Annotated in this window: 21 protein-coding genes; 13 read left to right on the forward strand and 8 right to left on the reverse strand. The window is 74.4% G+C overall.

Translation table 11 applies throughout. From position 1 onward, the window contains the following. Positions 1–46: 46 nt before the first annotated feature. Positions 47–754, forward strand: coding sequence for a DivIVA domain-containing protein (locus IF83_RS35665; protein ID WP_078843542.1), 708 nt, complete (start codon positions 47–49; stop codon positions 752–754). Then, positions 751–1,362, forward strand: a complete 612-nt coding sequence (locus IF83_RS0116695) for a DNA-3-methyladenine glycosylase I (RefSeq protein WP_030544991.1) — start codon at positions 751–753, stop codon at positions 1,360–1,362. The genes IF83_RS35665 and IF83_RS0116695 overlap by 4 nt, the downstream gene beginning before the upstream one ends. Positions 1,363–1,449: 87 nt before the next feature. Here the strand turns inward: IF83_RS0116695 and chcB are convergent, their stop codons facing one another. Then, positions 1,450–2,250 carry a 2-cyclohexenylcarbonyl CoA isomerase gene (chcB, locus tag IF83_RS0116705; RefSeq protein WP_030544992.1) on the reverse strand — a complete coding sequence of 267 codons (801 nt, stop codon included), beginning with the start codon at positions 2,248–2,250 and terminating at the stop codon, positions 1,450–1,452. A gap of 323 nt (positions 2,251–2,573) precedes the next feature. Here chcB and IF83_RS32170 point away from each other — a divergent pair, with 323 nt between their 5' ends. Further along, positions 2,574–2,741 (forward strand): DUF3117 domain-containing protein, encoded by a 168-nt coding sequence (locus IF83_RS32170; protein ID WP_018105485.1) that lies wholly within the window; start codon positions 2,574–2,576, stop codon positions 2,739–2,741. A 117-nt stretch (positions 2,742–2,858) separates the two neighbouring features. Here IF83_RS32170 and IF83_RS0116715 read toward each other — a convergent pair whose 3' ends face one another. Beyond that, positions 2,859–3,527, reverse strand: coding sequence for an O-methyltransferase (locus IF83_RS0116715; protein ID WP_030544993.1), 669 nt, complete (start codon positions 3,525–3,527; stop codon positions 2,859–2,861). A gap of 140 nt (positions 3,528–3,667) precedes the next feature. Between IF83_RS0116715 and sigE the strand changes: the two genes are divergently transcribed. The 5 genes from sigE (at position 3,668) to IF83_RS0116745 (ending at position 9,673) form a co-directional block, all read left to right on the forward strand. Then, on the forward strand, positions 3,668–4,480 hold the full coding sequence (gene sigE, locus IF83_RS30325) for an RNA polymerase sigma factor SigE (protein WP_078843544.1): 813 nt from the start codon (positions 3,668–3,670) through the stop codon (positions 4,478–4,480). Then, entirely contained in the window at positions 4,477–5,475 is a 999-nt protein-coding gene (locus tag IF83_RS34805) for an anti-sigma factor family protein (protein WP_051722835.1), read from the forward strand. Before sigE ends, IF83_RS34805 begins: the two co-directional genes overlap by 4 nt. An 877-nt stretch (positions 5,476–6,352) precedes the next feature. Continuing rightward, positions 6,353–8,035 carry a S1C family serine protease gene (locus tag IF83_RS32175; protein ID WP_279617223.1) on the forward strand — a complete coding sequence of 561 codons (1,683 nt, stop codon included), beginning with the start codon at positions 6,353–6,355 and terminating at the stop codon, positions 8,033–8,035. A gap of 348 nt (positions 8,036–8,383) precedes the next feature. Further along, positions 8,384–8,869 carry a sec-independent translocase gene (locus tag IF83_RS0116740; RefSeq protein WP_030544997.1) on the forward strand — a complete coding sequence of 162 codons (486 nt, stop codon included), beginning with the start codon at positions 8,384–8,386 and terminating at the stop codon, positions 8,867–8,869. Positions 8,870–8,986: 117 nt separating this feature from the next. Then, the gene (locus IF83_RS0116745) at positions 8,987–9,673 is read left to right on the forward strand and encodes a hypothetical protein (RefSeq protein ID WP_030544998.1); all 687 of its coding nucleotides are present in this window, start codon (positions 8,987–8,989) and stop codon (positions 9,671–9,673) included. An 82-nt stretch (positions 9,674–9,755) separates the two neighbouring features. On the opposite strand, the gene IF83_RS0116750 is transcribed toward IF83_RS0116745, so the two are convergent. The 3 genes from IF83_RS0116750 to IF83_RS0116760 all read right to left on the reverse strand — a co-directional run bounded on the left by IF83_RS0116750 (position 9,756) and on the right by IF83_RS0116760 (position 12,807). Next, entirely contained in the window at positions 9,756–10,916 is a 1,161-nt protein-coding gene (locus IF83_RS0116750) for an Mrp/NBP35 family ATP-binding protein (protein ID WP_030544999.1), read from the reverse strand. A gap of 104 nt (positions 10,917–11,020) precedes the next feature. Next, positions 11,021–11,524: a DUF1003 domain-containing protein gene (locus tag IF83_RS0116755; RefSeq protein WP_037680225.1), complete on the reverse strand. Its 504-nt coding sequence runs from the start codon at positions 11,522–11,524 to the stop codon at positions 11,021–11,023. Then, the gene (locus tag IF83_RS0116760; RefSeq protein ID WP_030545001.1) at positions 11,521–12,807 is read right to left on the reverse strand and encodes a magnesium transporter MgtE N-terminal domain-containing protein; all 1,287 of its coding nucleotides are present in this window, start codon (positions 12,805–12,807) and stop codon (positions 11,521–11,523) included. Before IF83_RS0116760 ends, IF83_RS0116755 begins: the two co-directional genes overlap by 4 nt. Before the next feature lie 168 nt (positions 12,808–12,975). Between IF83_RS0116760 and IF83_RS0116765 the strand changes: the two genes are divergently transcribed. Next, positions 12,976–13,743, forward strand: a complete 768-nt coding sequence (locus IF83_RS0116765; protein ID WP_030545002.1) for a hypothetical protein — start codon at positions 12,976–12,978, stop codon at positions 13,741–13,743. Between the two features lie 120 nt (positions 13,744–13,863). Here the strand turns inward: IF83_RS0116765 and IF83_RS0116770 are convergent, their stop codons facing one another. Together IF83_RS0116770 and IF83_RS0116775 are read right to left on the reverse strand one after the other, a co-directional pair. Further along, entirely contained in the window at positions 13,864–14,421 is a 558-nt protein-coding gene (locus tag IF83_RS0116770; protein ID WP_051722836.1) for a hypothetical protein, read from the reverse strand. 31 nt (positions 14,422–14,452) lie between these two features. Then, the gene (locus IF83_RS0116775; protein ID WP_030545004.1) at positions 14,453–15,577 is read right to left on the reverse strand and encodes a magnesium and cobalt transport protein CorA; all 1,125 of its coding nucleotides are present in this window, start codon (positions 15,575–15,577) and stop codon (positions 14,453–14,455) included. A gap of 545 nt (positions 15,578–16,122) precedes the next feature. Between IF83_RS0116775 and IF83_RS0116780 the strand changes: the two genes are divergently transcribed. The 4 genes from IF83_RS0116780 to IF83_RS0116795 all read left to right on the forward strand — a co-directional run bounded on the left by IF83_RS0116780 (position 16,123) and on the right by IF83_RS0116795 (position 19,348). Then, positions 16,123–16,710 (forward strand): suppressor of fused domain protein, encoded by a 588-nt coding sequence (locus IF83_RS0116780; RefSeq protein WP_030545005.1) that lies wholly within the window; start codon positions 16,123–16,125, stop codon positions 16,708–16,710. A gap of 133 nt (positions 16,711–16,843) precedes the next feature. Then, on the forward strand, positions 16,844–17,482 hold the full coding sequence (locus IF83_RS0116785) for a DUF6758 family protein (RefSeq protein WP_030545006.1): 639 nt from the start codon (positions 16,844–16,846) through the stop codon (positions 17,480–17,482). Positions 17,483–17,767: 285 nt separating this feature from the next. Continuing rightward, positions 17,768–18,625: a PHP domain-containing protein gene (locus IF83_RS0116790; RefSeq protein ID WP_030545007.1), complete on the forward strand. Its 858-nt coding sequence runs from the start codon at positions 17,768–17,770 to the stop codon at positions 18,623–18,625. Between the two features lie 117 nt (positions 18,626–18,742). Next, entirely contained in the window at positions 18,743–19,348 is a 606-nt protein-coding gene (locus IF83_RS0116795) for a MarC family protein (RefSeq protein ID WP_030545008.1), read from the forward strand. 143 nt (positions 19,349–19,491) lie between these two features. On the opposite strand, the gene IF83_RS34105 is transcribed toward IF83_RS0116795, so the two are convergent. Then, the gene (locus IF83_RS34105) at positions 19,492–19,644 is read right to left on the reverse strand and encodes a hypothetical protein (protein WP_167343596.1); all 153 of its coding nucleotides are present in this window, start codon (positions 19,642–19,644) and stop codon (positions 19,492–19,494) included. Positions 19,645–19,740: the final 96 nt, after the last annotated feature.

Here is a 19,740-nt window from a genome sequence, read left to right on the forward strand (position 1 = left end):
CACCATCGTCCCCTCAGACCCTGCCGAAGCACCCGGGGAGACGGTCGTGTTCTGGTTCATGCTCATCGCGCTGGTCGTGGTGGTCGCGGCGGTCACGCTCGCCGTGGTCGGCGGCGACGACGGCGCGGCGCTGCCGGAGGCCGGGCCGGACCGGCTCGCCGATCCGCTGCCCCTCTCGCGCCCCGTCGGCCGCGCCGACATCGAGGCGGTGCGCTTCCCGGTGGTCGTGCGCGGCTACCGCATGGACGACGTCGACGACGTGCTCGACCGGCTCGGGGCCGAAATGGCCGAGCGGGACGCCCGGATCGCCGAACTGGAGACGGCGCTGACGGGTGCCCGGGCGGCCGTCTACGGCGCCCCGGACCTCTTCCGCGAGGACGCCGGGGAGCAGCCGGCTGCGAACGGCCGCGCGGCGGACGGTGGCGCGGTGGGCGACGGCGCGGCGGACGGTGGCGCGGTGGGAGACGGCACGGAGGCCGGTGGGGAAGCGTCCGCCGGCCCCTCCGGCGACCCGTCCCCGGAACCGGCCCCCTCCCCGGCCCCGGCCGTCTCCGCCGGGACCGGCACGGCCGCCGGTGACGGAAACCCGGGCGGGGACGAGGCCGGTGACGGGGCCGCCGGCGGCGAGGGAACGCCCGGCGCGGCCGCGGCCGATGACGCCACGGACTCCGGTGCCCGGGATTCCGGCTCCGCGGACTCCGGCGTCACGGGCTCCGGCGCCCGTCCGGCGCCCGGCGGCGGGCGGTCCGCGTGACCGGCCCGGCCGCCGAACCGGTACCGGCGGGCGCGCCGCTCCCCGGCCCGGACGGCCTGCTCCGCTGTCCCTGGGGTCTCTCCGCCGAGGAGTACGTGGCCTACCACGACGGCGAGTGGGGCCGGCCGGTCCACGGCGACGACGCCCTCTTCGAACGGCTGTGCCTGGAGGCGTTCCAGTCCGGGCTGTCCTGGCTGACGATCCTCCGCCGCCGGGAGGGCTTCCGCGCGGCCTTCAAGGGCTTCTCGATCCCCGACGTCGCCGCCTTCACCGGCGAGGACGTGGAGCGGCTGCTCGGCGATACCCGGATCATCCGCAACCGCGCCAAGATCGAGGCGACGGTGGCCAACGCCCGGGTGGCCGCGGGCTGGGAGAAGGGCGAGCTCGACGAGCTCATCTGGTCGTACGCGCCCGCCGCCGGCCCGGCCCCGCGCACGCTCGCCGAGGTGCCGGCCACGACCGGCGAGTCGACGGCGCTGGCGAAGGAGCTCAAGAAGCGCGGCTTCCGCTTCGTCGGGCCCACCACGGCCTACGCCCTGATGCAGGCCTGCGGGCTCGTGAACGACCATCTCGCCGGGTGCTGCGCCCGGGCGGACGGCCGGACCTGACCGCGGGGCCCGGCCCGGCCCGCCCGGACGACCCGGCCCCCTCGCCCGCGCACCGGAGCCGCGCCGGACCGGTTCCGGAGTGCCGGCTCACCGCCCCGTGAAGCGCGGCCTCTCCTTGTTCACGAAGGCCTCGACCGCGATCGCGTGGTCCTCGGAGGCCCCGGCCCGGGTCTGGAGCTCGTCCTCCTTGGCCAGCGTCTCGGTGAGGGAGTGCGTGGCCCCGTAGGCCAGTGACTCCTTGAGCGCCGCGTAGGCGAGCGTCGGTCCGGAGGCCAGCTTCCGGGCGACGGCCTCCGCCTCGGCGGCGAACTCGTCCGCCGGGACCACCCGGTTCACCATGCCCAGGTCCAGCGCCTCGTGGGCGTCCACACTGCGCGGGAAGAGCAGCAGATCGGCGGCCCGGCCGTGGCCGATCAGCCGGGGGAGGGTCCAGGAGACCCCCGAGTCGGCGGTGAGGGCCACCCCGGCGAAGGACGTCGTGAAGGCGGCGGTGGCGGAGGCGATCCGGTAGTCGGCGGCGAAGGCGAAGCCCGCTCCGGCCCCGGCGGCGACGCCGTTGACCGCGGCGACCACGGGCTTGGGCATCCCGGCGATGGCCTCGGTGATCGGGTTGTAGTGCCGGCGCACGGTGTCCATCGCGTTGCCCCCGCCGGACTCCCGCGCGGCGGCCAGGGCGCCGGTGTGCTCCTTGAGGTCCTGGCCGACGCAGAAGGCCCGGCCCCGCCCGGTGAGCAGCACGGCCCGTACCCCCGGGTCCGCGGCGGCCTGCCGGAGGGCGTCCCGCAGGGCCTCCTTGAGCTCGGTGTTCAGGGCGTTCATGGCGTCGGGACGATTCAGGGTGATCGTCGCGAGTCCGTCGGTCACCTCGTGGAGCACGGTGTCGGCCATCGCCGGCTACCTCCGTCAGGGCTGGTGGGAATGGTGGTGAGCGGTCGGATGACAGCATGACGGAGACGGGCGGCGGCGGATACGCGGGCCGCCCCGGGGCGGTGGAGCGCCGGGGGCGGCGGAGCGGCGGCGGAGTATGGCAGCCGCATGGCCCAATTGTCGGCATTTGTGGAAGCCCGTTGTGCAAGCGATGCAGACCGATGTTGGTCATCGGGTCCCGCGATGCGGGATAATGGCCTGGAAGCAATCTGTTCGATGCCGGTGACGCTGCCTTTCGGGGGCCGTCGGCTGACTGTGAGCTGGTTTCAGGAAGGGGAACGAGCATGGCGGCCATGAAGCCGCGGACGGGCGACGGCCCGCTCGAGGTGACCAAGGAGGGGCGGGGCATCGTCATGCGCGTTCCGCTCGAAGGCGGCGGTCGGCTCGTCGTCGAACTCACACCCGACGAGGCCGATGCGCTGGGCGACGCTCTGAAGCAGGTCGTCGGCTGAGGCCGGGTCACCATATTCGTCCCGCCGCCCCGGCGGGAGCCGCGCACCGCCCGGTGCCGGCTCCCCGTCCGGGGCGGTGGCGTGTCCGGGGCGGGGCGGACCGGGGCGGGCCCGGGCTCACCGCCCGCGCTTGACCGCGCAGAGCAGACCGTCGCCGACCGGGAGCAGCGAGGACAGCAGCGTCGTGCTCTCCCGTACGGTGCGCAGCAGTTCGCGCAGCCGCTGCACCTCCAGCGGCTGGGCCGAGGCGTCCATGGTGCGGCCGTGGGCGAAGACACCCTCGAAGACCACCAGGCCGCCGGGGCGCAGCAGGCGCAACGATTCGTCGAGGTAGTCGAGGCACTCCGCGCGGTCGCCGTCGCAGAAGACGAGGTCGTAGCCGCCGTCGGCGAGCCGGGGCAGGACGTCCAGCGCGCGCCCGGGGATGAAGCGGGCCCGGTTGGCGGCGAAACCGGCCGCGCGGAAGGCCTGGCGCGCGAACTGCTGGCACTCGGGGTCGGTGTCCACGGTCGTGAGCACGCCGTCCGGCCGCATGCCGTGCAGAAGGTGGATGCCGGAGACGCCGGTCCCGGTGCCGATCTCCGCCACCGCCTTGGCGTCCACCGTGGCGGCGAGCAGGCGCAGGGCGGCACCGGTGCCGGCCGACACCGAGCGGAGCCCCGACTCGCGGGCCCGGTCCCGGGCCCAGAGCAGGGTCTCGTCCTCGGCGACGAACGCATCGGCGAACGCCCAGCTCGTCTGCCGGTTGCCGGTAATGGCCCTCTCCTGTCCCCGTGGTCGACGCAACGGTGACTGTATCCGCTGCCCCCGGGAACCCGCAGATGGGACCGGACGTTAGCCCAGCGGGGAGAAGGAAAGGGGTCGGGAGAGCGGTGACCGAAAAGCGGGTCAAGGATGCTTATCCGGAGCTAACGGGCGAGCTGGCTATGGTAGGTGCTCCACTGGACACCACCAGAGCCACCAGGGGAGGTGCGGCTGCAGCCGGTGACCGGGGGGTGCTCCGCCGCCTCCGCAGGTACTCCGGTGAGCCGAAATCCGTGACCGACACCGCTGACCGTCCTCGTCCCGACGACTCCACCGCCACCGCGACCTTCTCCACGACGGCGTCGTTCGGTGAGGGGGAGTCCCCGGCGTGGACCCCTCCCACCTGGGAGGAGATCGTCAGCACCCACAGCGCGCGGGTCTACCGTCTCGCCTACCGCCTCACGGGCAACCAGCACGACGCCGAGGACCTCACCCAGGAGGTCTTCGTCCGCGTCTTCCGCTCGCTGTCCACCTACACCCCCGGCACCTTCGAGGGCTGGCTGCACCGGATCACCACCAATCTCTTCCTGGACATGGTCCGCCGCCGCCAGCGCATCCGCTTCGACGCCCTCGCGGACGACGCCGCCGAGCGGCTCCCCAGCCGCGAGCCCTCCCCCCAGCAGCACTTCCACGACGCCCACTTCGACGCGGACGTGCAGCAGGCCCTGGACACCCTGGCCCCCGAGTTCCGCGCCGCGGTCGTGCTGTGCGACATCGAGGGGCTGTCCTACGAGGAGATCGCCGCGACCCTCGGCGTGAAGCTCGGCACCGTGCGCAGCCGCATCCACCGCGGCCGGTCCCATCTGCGCAAGGCGCTCCAGCACCGGTCGCCCGCGGCCCGTGCCGAGCAGCAGCGCGCCTTCGCCACCGCGCTCCCGGGACAGACGGGACCGGCGGGACAGGGAGGGCTCGGAGGAGAGGTCGGGACGGCGTGACCGGGTCGGGCGGTGCGAGCCCCGCCGAGCAGCATCTGGGCGACCGTCTCGCCGCGCTGGTGGACGGGGAGCTCGGCCACGACATGCGCGAGCGGGTGCTCGCCCATCTCGCCACCTGCTGCCGGTGCCGGGCCGAGGCCGACGCGCAGCGCCGGCTGAAGAACGTCTTCGCCGAGGCGGCCCCCCCGCCGCCGTCGGCGGGGCTGCTCGCCCGCCTGCAGAGCCTGCCCGCGGGAGACGGCGCACCGGACGGCCCGTTCGGCGGTCCGCCGTCCGCCTTCGGTGAACGCGGTTCCCGTCCCGGCCGTTCCGCGCCGGCCGACTGGTTCGGCGGCGCCGGAGAGGCCGAGGCCACCGTCGCCACGGTCGGGGACACCCGGCGGGGCGGCTTCCGTATCCACGAGTTCGGCCGCCGCCCCGCGCCCTCCGTCGCCGTCGCCGCGCCCGGCCCGCGCCAGAGCCTTCCGCAGCGCAGCCGCCGCTTCGCCTTCGCCGCCGCGGGCGCGGTGTCGCTGGCCGCGTTCGCCCTCGGCGGCACCCTGCCGCTGGAAGCGGCGGTGGACGGCCAGCGGGGCCACGCCGACACGGCGGGCGCGGCCGACCGGTCCGGCTCCGCCGGGTCCGGCGGCGAGGTCGTCACCGCCTCGGTCGCCGGCCGCTCCGGCGGCGCCACCAGCGTGGACCTCCCGGAGCCCGGCGCACCGGCCGGTTCCCTGACGCCCACCGCGACGGCCCACCCCGAGCAGGCACTGAGCCGGCCCGCTCCGCTGCTCCCCGCCGACGCCGCGCTCGCGCCGCTCATACGCCATCTCCTGAACGTCCGGCCGGGCAACGGAATCCCGGCCTCCCCGGCCGGCGCCCCAGCACTCTCCCCGTCCCCCACGACGCTCACCGCACCCTCGGCCCCGGAGCGGCCCCCCGGTTCCGGCAACCGGGTGGCACCGCTCGCGGGCGGAACCACGGCCACCGCCTTCCTGCCTCCCGCCGCCCGCTGAGCCGTCCGCCGCGCGGACCGGCCGGAACCGGCCCCTGCGGACCGGCGCGTGAACCTGGTTGAATCGCACGGTGGACCGCGGGCGGCCCGCGCCGCGGACGGACTGTGGGGAGAACATGAACCAGGGCAAGGCCACCGGCCCGAAGCCGCAGTGGTGGAGCCGCCCGCGGGGCGGCACCGCCCCCGACCCGGCAGCGTCCCTCGCCCCCGAGCGGGCAGCCGAGCCGTCGCCCGCCGCCCCGTCATCCGTGCCCGGCCCCGGCACCCCGTCCGGCTCCGGCGCCCGGGCTCAGGCTCCGGACTGCCACGCCTCGGAGCCCCCCGCAGGCCCCGAAATCTCTGCCGACGGCTCCTCTTCCGGACCGGACGGCTCCACGACGACCCTGCCGGGCGCGGCGGTTCCTGGAAGCCGGGCTTCCGCGGCCTCCGCTCCGGACCACGGTGAACGACCCGGCGCGGGCCTTCCCCCGCACGTCCCGGGCGGTGGCGCGGCTCCGGGTGCGGCGGGCACGGCAGAGGAGCCACGCCCCCTTACCGGCGCTGCGGCGACCGGTGCTGCGGCGACCGGGGTGCCGGCGGCGGAACCGCCCGTTCCAGGGCCCGCGCCGACCCCTCCCGGCCCGGGGGCGGAACAGCCCGCCGGCGAGCCGCGGCACGCGGCCGATCCGTACGGCACCCCGCCCTACGGCACCCCCGGCCCCTGGGCCCCCGCGCCGCCGGTCCAGCGTCCGGCGGTCACCCCGGCCCGGGGCACGGTCCTGCCGCCGGACGCTCCCCTTCCGGCGCCGCCGGCGGGGACGGGAGCGGGGGACGGGAGCGGCGAACGGCTCACCGCGTCCGTACCGCCGCCGTGCCCGCAGCCCGCGCCTGCTGCCTCCCTGGCGCCGCCGCAGGGGCCGCAGGCGCCTCCGGCAACGGCCGTACAACCCGGGCGCAGCGAGGAGCCCGGTGCGGCCGCGGACCGGCCCCTGCCGGCCGCCACCACGGGACCGGACGCCGGCACAGCGCCCGTCACAGCCGCGCCCATCTCGCCCGCGACGGGTGGTGCCGCCCCGGCCGGCCCTACCTCCGCCGGCCCCGCGGCGGCCTCCGGTGGCTCGGCGGCAGAGGGCTCCGCGCCCGCCGCCGGCCCCGCGCCCGCAGCGGCCCCTGCCGGCTTGCCCGCACCGGCTGGACCGGTCGCCCACACGGCGCCCGGGGAAGCGGAGCCGTCGCCGGCCTCCGCAGCAGCCGACGGCGCCTCATCCACACCCCCGCCCCTGCCCGTTCCGGCGCCCGCGCCGTGGCCCGCGCCCGCCGGCTCCGGGACGGCCGCCGGGATGCCGTCCGTACCGTCCGCGCCCGGAGCCGGCGGGCACTGGGAGCGGTACGACCCCTGGGCCGCTCCCGGCGCCCCGGCTCCCGGAGCCCTCCCCGCCCCGGGCGGACCGCTGCCCGCCGTCCGCCGTCGGGGCCGCTCCCGGGGCGCCCTTGTGGCGGGCGCGCTGCTGCTGACCCTGGTGGCGGGGGCCATCGGCGGCGGCGTCGGCGCGTACATCGAGCGCAACGGCGGCGTGGTCGACGTCGCGCTGCCGCAGGCGCCCGCCGAGGACCGCCCCCGCGACCCCGGCAGCGTCGCGGGCATCGCCGAGGCCGCGCTGCCCGGTGTGGTGACCTTCCACGTCAAGGGCGGCGGCAAGGAGGGGACGGGCACCGGCTTCGTCCTCGACCGGCGCGGCCACATCCTGACCAACAACCACGTGGTGGAGGCCGCCGCGTCGGGCGGCGACATCTCGGTGACCTTCAGCGGCGGTGCGACGGCCGAGGCCGAGATCGTCGGCCGCGACAGCGGCTACGACCTGGCGGTGGTCCGGGTCTCCGGGGTGCGGGGGCTGCGTCCGCTGCGGCTCGGCAACTCCGACTCCGTCCGGGTCGGCGACCCGGTCGTCGCCATCGGCGCTCCGTACGATCTGGCGGGCACCGTCACCTCCGGCATCATCAGCGCCAAGGAACGCCCGATCACCGCGGGCGGCGGCAAGGACGGGGGGAGCGACGTCAGCTATGTGGACGCGATCCAGACGGACGCGCCCATCAACCCGGGGAACTCCGGCGGTCCGCTGATGGACATGGAGGGCCGGGTCATCGGGATCAACAGCGCGATCCGGGCCGCCGACGACGAGACGGGGCTCGGCGCCAGCCAGGGCGGCAGCATCGGCCTCGGCTTCGCCATCCCGGTCAACCAGGGCAAGCGGGTGGCCGAGGAACTGATCAACACCGGCCGGGCCACCCACCCTGTGATAGGCGTCACCCTCGACATGCGCTTCACGGGCGACGGCGCCAAGGTCGGCGCGGACGACGGCGACCGCCCGGCGGTCACGCCCGACGGCCCGGGCGACAAGGCGGGCATCAAGCCCGGTGACGTCATCACCGCGGTGAACGGCGCCCGCGTGCACAACGGCGAGGAGCTGATCGTGAAGATCCGCGCGCACCGGCCCGGCGACCGGCTCGAGCTCACCCTGAAGCGGGACGGCCGGGAGCGCACGCTGCGGCTGACCCTGGGGTCGGCGAGCGACGAGGAGTGACGGACGGCCGCGCGGTGCGGAGCGCCGGCCGTCCTCCGCGCCGGGCGAGCCGCGAACGGCAGCGGGCGGCCGCGAGCACCGGGCCGGCGGCGCGCTCCCCGCGGCCCACGCGAGCCCCGCGGCCGGTCCGCCCGCTCCGTCCGGTCCCCCCGGCCGGCCCGGTCCGCCCGGCCCCGCCGGGAACCGGCCCCCCGCCGTACTCCCGCGCTTCACCGCGCCGTTCCCCCGGCGGTACCGCCCACCCCGCACCGCCGGGTACCGTGGACGGGGCCCCGACCCGTCCCCCCGTCGGTCCCCGGCGGCGGCGACCCCCGACCAGCGGGCCGCGGACGTCCCAAGGAGCTGACGGTGTTCAACGACATAAGCACGCTGGAACTCTTGGCTCTCGTGATCCTCGCGGTGCTCGTCTTCGGCCCGGAGAAGCTGCCCAAGGTGATCCAGGACGCCTCGCGCCTCATCCGCAGGATCCGGGACTTCTCGGAGAACGCCAAGGCGGACATCCGCTCGGAACTGGGCCCGGAGTTCAAGGACTTCGAGTTCGACGACCTGAACCCGAAGAACTTCGTCCGCAAGCAGCTCCTGGAGAACGACGAGCTCGGGATCAAGGAGATCCGCAGCAGCCTCGACCTCCGCAAGGAGATGAACGAGGTGGCGGACGCCGTCAACGGCCGGGACGGTGACGCGTCCGGCGGCGGCTCCACGAGTGGTTCCCGGATCTCCCTGGAGAAGTCCTCCGGCACCACGGGGGGCACGGGCGGCGGCTCCGACCTGCTGCGCAAGCGGGACCGGCTGGAGTCGGGCGAACGCCCGCCCTTCGATATGGATGCCACCTGAACCAGGCATATGTCCGAACGAAACGACCGGTGTGGTTATCCTCCCTGTGTCCGGGGTCAGTCCGCCCGCTCGGCGGTTCGCCCTTCGGCAACGGGGCAATGAGGAAGGACCACGCAGATGGAGACCACGAGCCGGGCAGAGGCGCAGGAAGCGCTCGACGGGCCCACGGTGGCCGACGGGACGGCCGGGGGCGGGGCCCGGAGGGTCCTGGACCCCCGCTCGGCGGACGGGTATCTGCGGGCCGACTTCCCCTGGTACGGCCTCGACGAGGCGTTCACCGGCCCCCGCTGGCTGACGGGCGTGGGGGTCGCCGCCGACGGCACCGTCGAGCACGGCTCCACCGGGCACGGTGAGGCCCCCGCGTACCGGTCGGAGACCGAGGAGCGGGACCAGCGCTTCGTGATCGTCGTGACGGTGGCCGGCCGGCCCGTGCGCAGCAGCGCCGACGGCACCGGCACCCTGGAGGCCACCTCGGTCTCCTCGGCGGCCTGGCTCGCCGGCTCCGGGCTGCTGTCCCGCACCTGGCCGAACCAGATGGAGCGCTCGCTCCGCGAGGACTGGCTGGAGCAGCAGACGGCGATCGCCTGGGATCTCGCCGACGACCTGGACGGCCCGGCGTGGTCGGTGCTGTCGCTGCCGGTCGACGGGGTGCCGACGCCCTTCCGCCACCGCGAGTCCGAGTACGGCTGGGTGCTGGCCGGGGAGGCGCCGGGCGGAGTGCTCCTGGGCGCGTACGGCCGCGGTATGAGCCCCTACGGGCTGGGTTTCGCGGTGATCAAGGACATCGCCGGATACGCCGGCTGAGCGGACGACGACCGCGGGCCCCGTTCCGCCGCCCTCTGTGAGGGGCGGCCGAACGGGGCCCGCGGCGCGGAGCCCGGAGCTCTCAGAACTTGTTGCGCGGGGTGATCCCCAGCGCCATCCCCGACAGCCCGCGCTTGCGGCCGCCGAGCTTGCCCGCGATCGCGCGCAGCGCGCTGCCGGCCGGGGACCCGGGGTCGGTGAGCACGATCGGACGGCCCTCGTCGCCGCCCTCGCGCAGCCGGACGTCGATCGGGATGGTGCCGAGCACGGGGACGCTCGCACCGGTGGTCCGGGTCAGCCCCTCGGCGACCCGCTCGCCGCCGCCGCTGCCGAACACGTCCACCATCTCGTCGCAGTGCGGGCAGGGCATGCCCGACATGTTCTCGACCACGCCGACGATCTTCTGATGGGTCTGCACGGCGATGGAGCCCGCCCGCTCGGCGACCTCGGCCGCCGCCTGCTGGGGCGTGGTGACCACCAGGATCTCGGCACCGGGGACCAGCTGCGCCACGGAGATGGCGATGTCGCCCGTGCCCGGCGGCAGGTCGAGCAGCAGTACGTCGAGGTCGCCCCAGAAGACGTCCGCGAGGAACTGCTGGAGCGCCCGGTGCAGCATCGGCCCGCGCCACACCACGGGGGCGTTGCCGGGGGTGAACATGCCGATGGAGATGACCTTCACGCCATGCGCCGAGGGCGGCATGATCATGTCCTCGACCTGGGTCGGCCGGGCCTCCGTGCCGAGCATGCGGGGCACCGAGTGGCCGTAGATGTCGGCGTCGACGACGCCGACCTTCAGGCCGTCGGCGGCCATCGCCGCGGCGAGGTTGACCGTCACCGAGGACTTGCCGACACCGCCCTTGCCGGAGGCCACCGCGTAGACGCGGGTGAGCGAGCCGGGCTTGGCGAAGGGCACCTCGCGCTCGGCCTTGCCGTCGCGGAGCGCGGCGGCCAGCTCCTTGCGCTGCTCGTCGCTCATCACGTCCAGCTCGACGCTCACGGAGGTGACGCCCTCGACGGCGGAGACGGCCTCGGTGACCTCACGGGTGATCGTGTCGCGCAGCGGGCAGCCGGACACCGTCAGGTACACACCGACCGCGACGGAGCCGCCGGCGGCGATGTCCACCGATTTGACCATCCCGAGCTCGGTGATGGGGCGGTGGATCTCCGGGTCGTTGACCGTCGCGAGGGCGGCGCGCACCGCCTCCTCGGAGGGCGCGGAGACGGGGGGAGTGTCGGTAGCCATACCGTCGATGGTACGGCGCTCGCGCGGCTGTGCGGACGGCCGGTCCGGGAGGTGCGTCACAGTCCCCGGAGCAGCGGGGGGTCCGGGGGCGGGCCCGGTCGCCGTCAGCGCTCGGGGGAGTGTTCGCCGGCGGCCGCGCGGCTCTCCAGTTCCTTCAGCAGGTCCTGGAACTCGGAGCGGATCCAGTCCCGGGTGGCGACCTCCCCGAGGCCCATCCGCAGGGCGGCGATCTCCCGGGTCAGATATTCGGTGTCGGCGATGCTGCGTTCGTTCTGCTTGCGGTCCTGTTCGAGATTGACCCGGTCCCGGTCGTCCTGCCGGTTCTGCGCGAGCAGGATCAGCGGCGCGGCGTAGGACGCCTGCAGGGAGAGCATCAGGGTCAGGAAGATGAACGGGTACTCGTCGAAGCGCAGCGCCGGCGGGCCGAAGGTGTTCCACAGCAGCCACACCACGATGACGACCGTCATCCACACGATGAACCGCCCGGTGCCGAGGAACCGGGCGATCTTCTCGGAGACGCGGCCGAAGGCCTCCGGGTCGTACTCGGGCATCAGGCTGCGGCGGGGGGCCCGCGGCTGGTCGAGGCGGGTGCGTTCGGTCGTGCTCATCGGCTGCCTCCGGGCAGGTTCTCGACCCCTACCGGCCCGTGGTACTCCGTCTCCCGCCAGTCCTCGGGGAGCAGGTGGTCGAGGACGTCGTCGACGGTCACGGCGCCCAGCAGGGAACCGCTCTCGTCGACGACCGCGGCCGCGACCAGGTTGTAGGTGGCGAGATAGCTGGTGACCTCGGGCAGCGGGGTCTCGGGGCGCAGTGGCTGCAGGTCCTTGTCGACGATGGAGCCGACGAGGGTGAACGGCGGGTCGCGCAGCAGCCGCTGGAAGTGCACGGTGCCGAGGAACTTCCCGGTGGGCGTCTCGTCCGGCGGCCGGGTGACGTACACCTGGGCGGCGAGCGCGGGGGAGAGGTCGCTGTTGCGGACCCGGGCCAGCGCGTGGGCGACGGTCGCGTCCGGGCGCAGCACGATCGGGTCGGTGGTCATCAGACCGCCGGCCGTGCGCTCCTCGTAGGACATCAGCCGCAGGACGCCGGCCGCCTCCTGGGGTTGCATCAGCGCGAGCAGCCGGTCCTTGTCCCGCTCGGGCAGTTCGGAGAGCAGGTCGGCCGCGTCGTCGGGGTCCATCGCCTCCAGGACGTCCGCGGCGCGCTCCTCCTTGAGCTTGCCCATGATCTCCACCCGGTCGTCCTCCGGGAGTTCCTCCAGGATGTCGGCGAGCCGGTCGTCGTCGAGGGCCGAGGCGACCTCCACGCGGCGCTTGGCGGAGAGATGGTGCAGCACGTTGGCCAGGTCGGCCGGGCGGAGCTGCTCGAAGGTGGCGAGCAGATTGGCGGCGCCCTGGCCGTGTTCCTCCAGGGAGAAGCCGGTGACGGCCGACCAGTCGACGGTCAGCGCCTCGCCGCGGCGCCGCAGGGCGCCGCCCTTGCCGCGCCGGACGAACACCTTGTCGATCTCCCAGTCACGGCGGGCCGGGAGCTGGATGATCCCCACATCGAGCACCGTCACCTCCTCACCGCCCTCCACCAGGCGCACCCGCCGGTCGAGCAGTTCGCCGAGCACCAGGGTCTCCGTCGCCCGCTGCTCGAAGCGGCGCATGTTGACCACACCGGTGGTGATCACCTGCCCCGACTCCACGCCGGTCACCCGGGTCATGGGGACGAAGATGCGCCGCCGGCTCAGCACCTCCACGACCAGACCGACCAGGCGCGGGGGCCTGTTGCCCACCCGCAGCATCGCCACGAGGTCCCGGACCCGCCCCACCTGGTCGCCGTTGGGGTCGAACACCGGGACACCCGCGAGGTGCGAGACGAACACCCGGGGGGTGCCTGACGCCATGGCGCGGGTCTCCTTTGCCGGGAAAAACGGGCTGATGACGGGTTCAGGCTAACGTGCCCCGGTCCCGCCCGCCGGGGTGGCGCCGGGCCCCCGCGGGCCCGGCCGGGGGCCTGGACAGCACCGGTACGCTGCCGTCGAGTCCCCCCGCACTCAGGAGGCACAACCGACGTGACCGCACATCTCCGGACCCCGGCCGCCGCCCCCCGCACACGCTACGCGGCGTCCGTGGCAGCGGTGTTGCTGGGCCTCACCGCTGCCCTCACGGGATGCTCGGCGGAGGAGAAGGACCCGGACGCGGGGACGAACGGGGTGGGCAAGCTCTCCGCCAAGAAGATCGAGGGCCGGGCCATCAAGGCCGCGGACGCCGCCGACGCCGTCCGGCTGTCCGGCAACGTCGTCAGCAAGGGCCGGACGTACGAGCTCGACATGCGGCTCAAGGAGGACGGCGGCAGCGGCCGGGTCACCGCCGGCTCCAGCACCTTCGAACTGCTGCGTGTCGAGAAGGACCTCTACCTCAAGGCCGACGCGGCGTTCTGGAAGAGCCGGCAGGAGAAGCCGAGCAAGGCGGACATCGAGGCGGCCGGGAAGCTCGACGACAAGTACGTCAAGGTGCCCACGAGCGACCCCGCGTACAAGCAGTTCACCGGGTTCACCGACATGGCGGTGCTGCTCGACGGGCTGCTCGTCCTCCACGGCGACCGGTCCAAGGAGGAGTACACGGAGGTCGGCGGCGTCCGCGCGATACGGGTGGCCGCCGGTGGCGGCGCCGGCGGCACCATCGACGTCTCCCTGGAGGGCACGCCGTATCCGCTGCGCTTCCAGCGGGCCGGGGACGCGGGGGTCCTCCGGCTCACCGACTGGAACAAGGACTTCGGCCTCAAGGCCCCGGAGAAGGGCGACATCGTCGACTACGGGCCGGAGATCACCACGGAGTGACACGGCGCCGGCCACGCGCCGCCGGACCGCTCGGCCGATCCCCGGGACCGTGAACGCCCGTCCCGCACAGCGCCGTACGCCCCGGGAGGCGGGGCCCGCCCACCCGTCGCCGACTCCGCGTCAGCGGCCCCCGCGCCCCCGCAGCAGCAGCTTCGGCAGGGCGCCCGGGGCCGCCCGCCGCGTGGTGGCGGGGGTGGCCGGCGGGGCCGCGGCCAGGGAGCCGTCCGGTAGCGGCGCCGGACCGCCGGCCGGGGTCAGCCGCAGTACCCGGCACTCGCGGGCCCAGCGCTCGGTGATGGTCTCCGAGTCCGGCGCGTTGAGCCGCTTGCCCTTGAGCTCGGCCACCGCGGCGGCCCACTCCGCGGAACCGGCCGCGAGTTCCGTGACGGTGGCCTCGAAGGAGACCAGCCGCCCGCCCTTGTCCTTGCTCCGCACCGTCACCGTCACGGTGGCCGGGCCCCGGGAGGCCTCCGCCCGGCCGAGCCCGGTGAGCGGCTGTTCGCCGGGCCCGTCGCCGACCACGCAGACGGCGCCCTCGTGCCAGACGTGCCACAGGGCGCGCTCCGGGCCCTCGGAGCCGCGCACCCAGACCAGCCCGGACTTCTTCGCGGCCTCCTCGATGAGCGCGCGCTCCAGCGGCGTCGCCGGCGCCCCCGTCTGCCCCTGCGTGCTTGTCATGCCCGCCAGCCTACGCAGCCGCGGCGGGCGCTCACAGCCAGCCGTTGCGCTTGAAGAGCCGGTACATGGTGAGGCAGATGCCGCCGATCGCCGCCATCACCACCGGATAGCCGTACTTCCAGTCGGTCTCCGGCATGTAGGAGAAGTTCATGCCGTAGACCCCGCAGATCATGGTGGGTACGGCGATGATGGCCGCCCAGGCCGTGATCTTGCGCATGTCCTCGTTCTGCGCGACGGTCGCCTGCGCCAGATTGGCCTGGAGGATCGAGTTGAGCAGGTCGTCGAAGGACACCACCTGCTCGTTGACCCGGGCCAAGTGGTCGGCGACGTCCCGGAAATAGGTCTGGATCTCCGGGTCGATCATCCGCATCGGACGCTCGCTCAGCAGCTGCGTCGGCCTCAGCAGCGGCGACACCGCCCGCTTGAACTCCAGCACCTCGCGCTTGAGCTGGTAGATGCGCCCGGCGTCGCCGCCGCGCGGCCCGCCGCCGCCCGGCGCCGAGCTGAAGACGTCGATCTCGACCTCGTCGATGTCGTCCTGCACGGCGTCGGCGACGGCGATGTAGCCGTCGACGGTCTGGTCGGCGATGGCGTGCAGCACCACGGACGGCCCCTTGACCAGCAACTCCGGGTCGTCCTCCAGCCGGTGGCGGAGGGACCGCAGGGAGCCGTGGCCGCCGTGCCGGACGGTGATGACGAAGTCCCGGCCGGTGAAGCACATGACCTCGCCGGTCTCCACGACCTCGCTGGTGGCGGTGAGTTCGGCGTGCTTCACGTAGTGGATGGTCTTGAAGACGGTGAAGAGGGTGTCGTCGTAGCGCTCCAGCTTCGGCCGCTGGTGGGCGTGGACGGCGTCCTCGACGGCCAGCGGGTGCAGATCGAACTCCCGGGCGATACCGGCGAATTCGGCCTCCGTCGGCTCGTGCAGGCCGATCCAGACGAAACCGCCCTCGGAGCGGACCCGCTCGACGGCGGCGGCGGGGGAGAGGCGGTCGCGGCCGCGGCGCCCGTCCTGGTAGACGGCGCAGTCCACCACGGCGCTCGGGACCTCGGGGCAGTCGGCCGCCGCGGTCGTGCCCGGGTAGGGGTGCCCCTTGCGGAGCGAGGGACGGAACGACGGGCGCACCGCCGCTCGCAGGTCACGGATCATGGACATGGCAAGCTCCTTCGCGGGCCGGCCACCGGGCGAACGGGCAGCACTGCCGGGAATGGGGGCGTACGGCGGTCTACGGCCGAACGTCCGCAAAGCCGGCGGTGCGGCGGGTCGCGCGGCGAGCGGCGGGTCGCTGCGGACACGGAACGGGGTGGAGACGGAATGCTCTTCCGCCGTGCGCTGCGGAACTCCGCGGTGACGGTCTCCGGGTGCCCTCGGGCGACGGAGAAAAATCCTGGGGCCGGACGATTACCGCGTGAGGCGGTGGGGTACGTCAGGGCTCAGATCGCGAGGAACAGCCGCGGCGCGGAAGAGCCGCCGGTACTGCACGGTCGACTGGGATCCATGTGCAGCCCCACCTCCTCCGGTCGGTCCCCCGTGGGGGAAGCGCCGATCGCGGCGCGTGCCGCGAGACTGACGTCCGGCCGAGTTGGACGGTGCTCTCGCACGCACGTCCTGGCCGACGGCTCAGACTAGCAGTCATATGTGATGGCGGAACGCTTCCCTGCGGGCGTCCCGCCGTTCTCCCTCGCGTCTATGCTCGCCCCATGTCTCACGTTTCGCAGCTGGTGGAAGCCCGGCTGAGCTCGGCACTCGGCGAACCCGACGCCCGCGCGGCCGTCACCTTCCTCGGCGCGGACCGCATCGAGGTGCTCCGTTTCCGTGACGGAGACCTTGTGAGATACGCCACCCTCGGGATGTCCGCGCAGCCGATGACCGACCCGACGGCCGTGGTCGCCGACCCGGTGCGCGGCCCGCGGGCCGAACTCGTCCTCTCCGTGCGCGCCGGCCGCGCGGACACCGACCAGGTGTTCCGGCCGCTGGCCGTGCTCGCCGCCTCGCCCCAGGTGGAGGGCGTGGTGATCGCCCCCGGCGCCTCGCTCGACCTGGGCGAACCCCTCTGGCCCGGGGCGCCCTTCGGCTCCGTCCTGGTGGCCGAGCCGGGCGGCCTGGTGGAGGACCTGGAGCTGGACGATCCCATGGACCCCGTCCGCTTCCTCCCCCTGCTGCCGATGACGGCCAACGAGGCGGCGTGGAAGCGGGTGCACGGCGCGGCCGCGCTGGAGGAGCGCTGGCTGGCCCACGGCACGGACCTGCGGGATCCCCTGCGCGCGGGCGTCGCTCTGGCCGATTAGCCGCGGACAGCGGCAGGCCGTCCTGGATACGCCCGCGGGATGTCATATGCGTCCGGCGTTTGTCGGACTTTTGCGCCCCCGGACGAGTGATCGTCCTTGACGCGGCGGGTGCCGGGGAGGACCGTTAACCCTTATGAGGGGTGAACCGAGTTGCCCGAAGTGCGGTGGGAGGGTCCGGCCGCCCGGACTCTTCGCGGACACCTGGCAGTGCGATGTACACGGCACGGTCCATCCCCTGCAGCCGGTCGTCCCGCCCAGCGTCGAAGCCCTCACGGTCGTGGTGAAACGGGCCCGGGTCCCGGTGTGGATGCCGTGGCCGCTGCCGGTCGGCTGGCTGTTCACCGGGATCGCCTGCGCGGGTGACGACCGCAGTGGCGGCCGCGCCACCGCCGTCGCCTGCTCCGGGCCCGGCCCCCTGGGTGGCATGGGGGAACTGCTGCTGATCGCCGAGGAGCTGGGCGTCGGGCTGGGCGCCCGGTACGCGGGCATCCCCGGCCCGGACCCGGGCCCCCACATGCGCGTGGACGACCCGCCGGACGTCAAGCTGCACGCGGCCGGCCGGCCGACCCCCCTGTGGCCGGTGCGGGACGTCCCCCCGGACCGCGCTGTCTTCGCCGGGGAGGCGCTGGGCATGTGGCTCTGGGCCATCGTCTGGCCCGAGCAGACCGGGCTGCTGATGTACGACGAGCTCGTCCTCACCGATCTGCGGGACGCGGGCGCCGAGGTCGACCTGCTGCCCTGCGGGGCGCTCTCCCCGCGCCTGCTGGACTGATCCCGCGCCACCCGGCCCGCGCCGCGCGCTGTCACCCCGGGCCCGGCTCCTCGTGACGGCCGGCCGCCCGGTGGGCCCGTCCGGCCCGCGCCGCTTCCGTGCCGGCTCGGCGCAGGCTCCCGCTCCGCTCCGCGCCCCGTCCCGCTCCGCTCCGCTCCGCGCCCCGTCCCGCTCCGCTCCGCGCCCCGTCCCGCTCCGCTCCGCGCCCCGTCCCGCTCCGCTCCGCGCCCCGTCCGACTGGGGCGTCGTCCCCGACCCTTTCCGTACCGTCCCTGGAGCCGTGCCGTGCGCATCGACCTGCACACCCACTCCACGGCCTCGGACGGCACCGACACCCCCGCCGAGCTGGTGCGGAACGCCGCCGCGGCCGGACTGGACGTGGTCGCGCTGACCGACCACGACACGGTCCGCGGCCACGCCGCCGCCGCGGCCGCGCTGCCCGAGGGGCTCACCCTCGTCACCGGCGCCGAGCTGTCCTGCCGTACGTCCGGCGGGACCGGGCTCCACCTGCTGGCCTACCTCTTCGACCCGGCCGAGCCGGAGCTGGAGCGGGAGCGGGAGCTGGTCCGGGACGACCGGGTGCCGCGCGCCCGGGCCATGGTCGCCAAGCTGCGCGAACTGGGCGTCCCGATCACCTGGGAGCAGGTGGCGCGGATCGCCGGCGACGGCTCCGTCGGGCGGCCGCACATCGCCACGGCCCTGGTCGAGCTGGGAGTCGTCGGCAGCGTCTCGGAGGCCTTCACGCCCGAATGGCTCGCGGACGGCGGACGGGCCTACGCCGGGAAACACGAACTCGATCCCTTCGCCGCGGTCCGGCTGGTCAGGGCCGCCGGAGGAGTCACCGTCCTCGCCCACCCGCTGGCGGCGCGGCGCGGCGCCTGTGTCAGTGAGGACGAGATCGCGGAACTGGCGGCGGCCGGCCTCGACGGGATCGAGGTGGACCACATGGACCACGACGCCACCGCCCGTGCCCGGCTGCGCTCCCTCGCCGGGGACCTCGGGCTGCTCACCACCGGGTCGAGCGACTACCACGGCAGCCGCAAGAGCTGCCGGCTCGGGGAGTACACGACCGACCCGGAGATCTACGGCGAGATCGTGCGCCGGGCCACCGGCGCCTTCCCCGTGCCCGGCACCGGCGGCTGAGCCACCGGCCGCGCGCGCCCCTCACCGGGCACTTCCTCGCACGCCCCGCCCCGCCCGGGCCCCCGGCCGGCCGTATGCCGTCCGCGTCCTCCACCCCTCTTCCCGCAAGGCACCCCTGTGTTCGACGTCGCTCTCTTCGGTTCCGTCTTTGTCACCCTTTTCGTGATCATGGACCCGCCCGGCATCACCCCGATCTTCCTCGCCCTGACCTCCGGCCGGGCCACCAAGGTGCAGCGCCGGATGGCCCTGCAGGCGGTGCTGGTGGCCTTCGGCGTCATCGCCGTCTTCGGAGTCTTCGGCCAGCAGATCCTCGACTACCTGCATGTGTCCGTCCCGGCGCTGATGGTCGCGGGCGGACTTCTGCTGCTGCTCATCGCCCTCGACCTGCTGACCGGCAAGACGGACGAACCCACGCAGACCAAGGACGTCAATGTCGCGCTCGTCCCGCTGGGCATGCCGCTGCTGGCCGGGCCCGGCGCGATCGTCACCGTCATCCTGGCGGTGCGGAAGGCGGACGGCCTGGACGGCCAGCTCGCGGTGTGGGCGGCCATCCTGGCGATGCACGTGGTGCTGTGGCTGGTCATGCGCTATTCGCTGCTGGTCATCCGGCTGATCAAGGACGGCGGTGTGGTGCTGGTGACCAGGCTGTCCGGGATGCTGCTGTCGGCCATCGCGGTGCAGCAGATCGCCAACGGGATCATCCAGTTCGTCCAGGGCGCTTGACGGGGACCGGAACGGTCTCCGGGCCCGCCCCGGACCGGCTTCCCTCCGGGCACGACCGCGCCCCCGTACGTCCGATGCGCACGGGGGCGTGATGTGTCCGCCGGTCCGGCCGGGCGCGGAAGGCTCCGGCCCGGCGGCGCGCGTTACGAGGCCGGGGTCTCGGCCGGGCGGATGTAGAGGCGGCGGCCGGCTGCCGCGGCCTGCTGCACGATCCGGTTGACGGAGGCGGCGTCCACGACGCTGCAGTCGACGGCCGAGCCGTCGATGTCGTCAAGATGCATGATCTGGAAGCGCAAGCGCTTCTCCCTTCGTCTGATCCTCCTGCGGAGAACTACTGGAGAACTGCTGGTGCGGGAACCGCGTTGCGGTCCCGCGGGGGTCACGGCGGTCGT

This window comes from Streptomyces albus subsp. albus (assembly GCF_000719865.1).
Lineage (GTDB): Bacteria > Actinomycetota > Actinomycetes > Streptomycetales > Streptomycetaceae > Streptomyces > Streptomyces albus_E.

Excerpts from the sequence above, each read along its gene's own strand:
- IF83_RS0116780 (WP_030545005.1), top strand. The coding sequence starts at position 16,123 with ATGTCTCACGTTTCGCAGCTGGTGGAAGCCCGGCTGAGCTCGGCACTC.
- sigE (WP_078843544.1), top strand. The coding sequence starts at position 3,668 with ATGGTAGGTGCTCCACTGGACACCACCAGAGCCACCAGGGGAGGTGCG.
- IF83_RS0116770 (WP_051722836.1), bottom strand. The coding sequence starts at position 14,421 with ATGACAAGCACGCAGGGGCAGACGGGGGCGCCGGCGACGCCGCTGGAG.
- IF83_RS0116785 (WP_030545006.1), top strand. The coding sequence starts at position 16,844 with ATGAGGGGTGAACCGAGTTGCCCGAAGTGCGGTGGGAGGGTCCGGCCG.
- IF83_RS32170 (WP_018105485.1), top strand. The coding sequence starts at position 2,574 with ATGGCGGCCATGAAGCCGCGGACGGGCGACGGCCCGCTCGAGGTGACC.
- IF83_RS0116760 (WP_030545001.1), bottom strand. The coding sequence starts at position 12,807 with ATGGCGTCAGGCACCCCCCGGGTGTTCGTCTCGCACCTCGCGGGTGTC.
- IF83_RS0116775 (WP_030545004.1), bottom strand. The coding sequence starts at position 15,577 with ATGTCCATGATCCGTGACCTGCGAGCGGCGGTGCGCCCGTCGTTCCGT.
- IF83_RS0116750 (WP_030544999.1), bottom strand. The coding sequence starts at position 10,916 with ATGGCTACCGACACTCCCCCCGTCTCCGCGCCCTCCGAGGAGGCGGTG.
- IF83_RS0116745 (WP_030544998.1), top strand. The coding sequence starts at position 8,987 with ATGGAGACCACGAGCCGGGCAGAGGCGCAGGAAGCGCTCGACGGGCCC.
- chcB (WP_030544992.1), bottom strand. The coding sequence starts at position 2,250 with ATGGCCGACACCGTGCTCCACGAGGTGACCGACGGACTCGCGACGATC.
- IF83_RS0116755 (WP_037680225.1), bottom strand. The coding sequence starts at position 11,524 with ATGAGCACGACCGAACGCACCCGCCTCGACCAGCCGCGGGCCCCCCGC.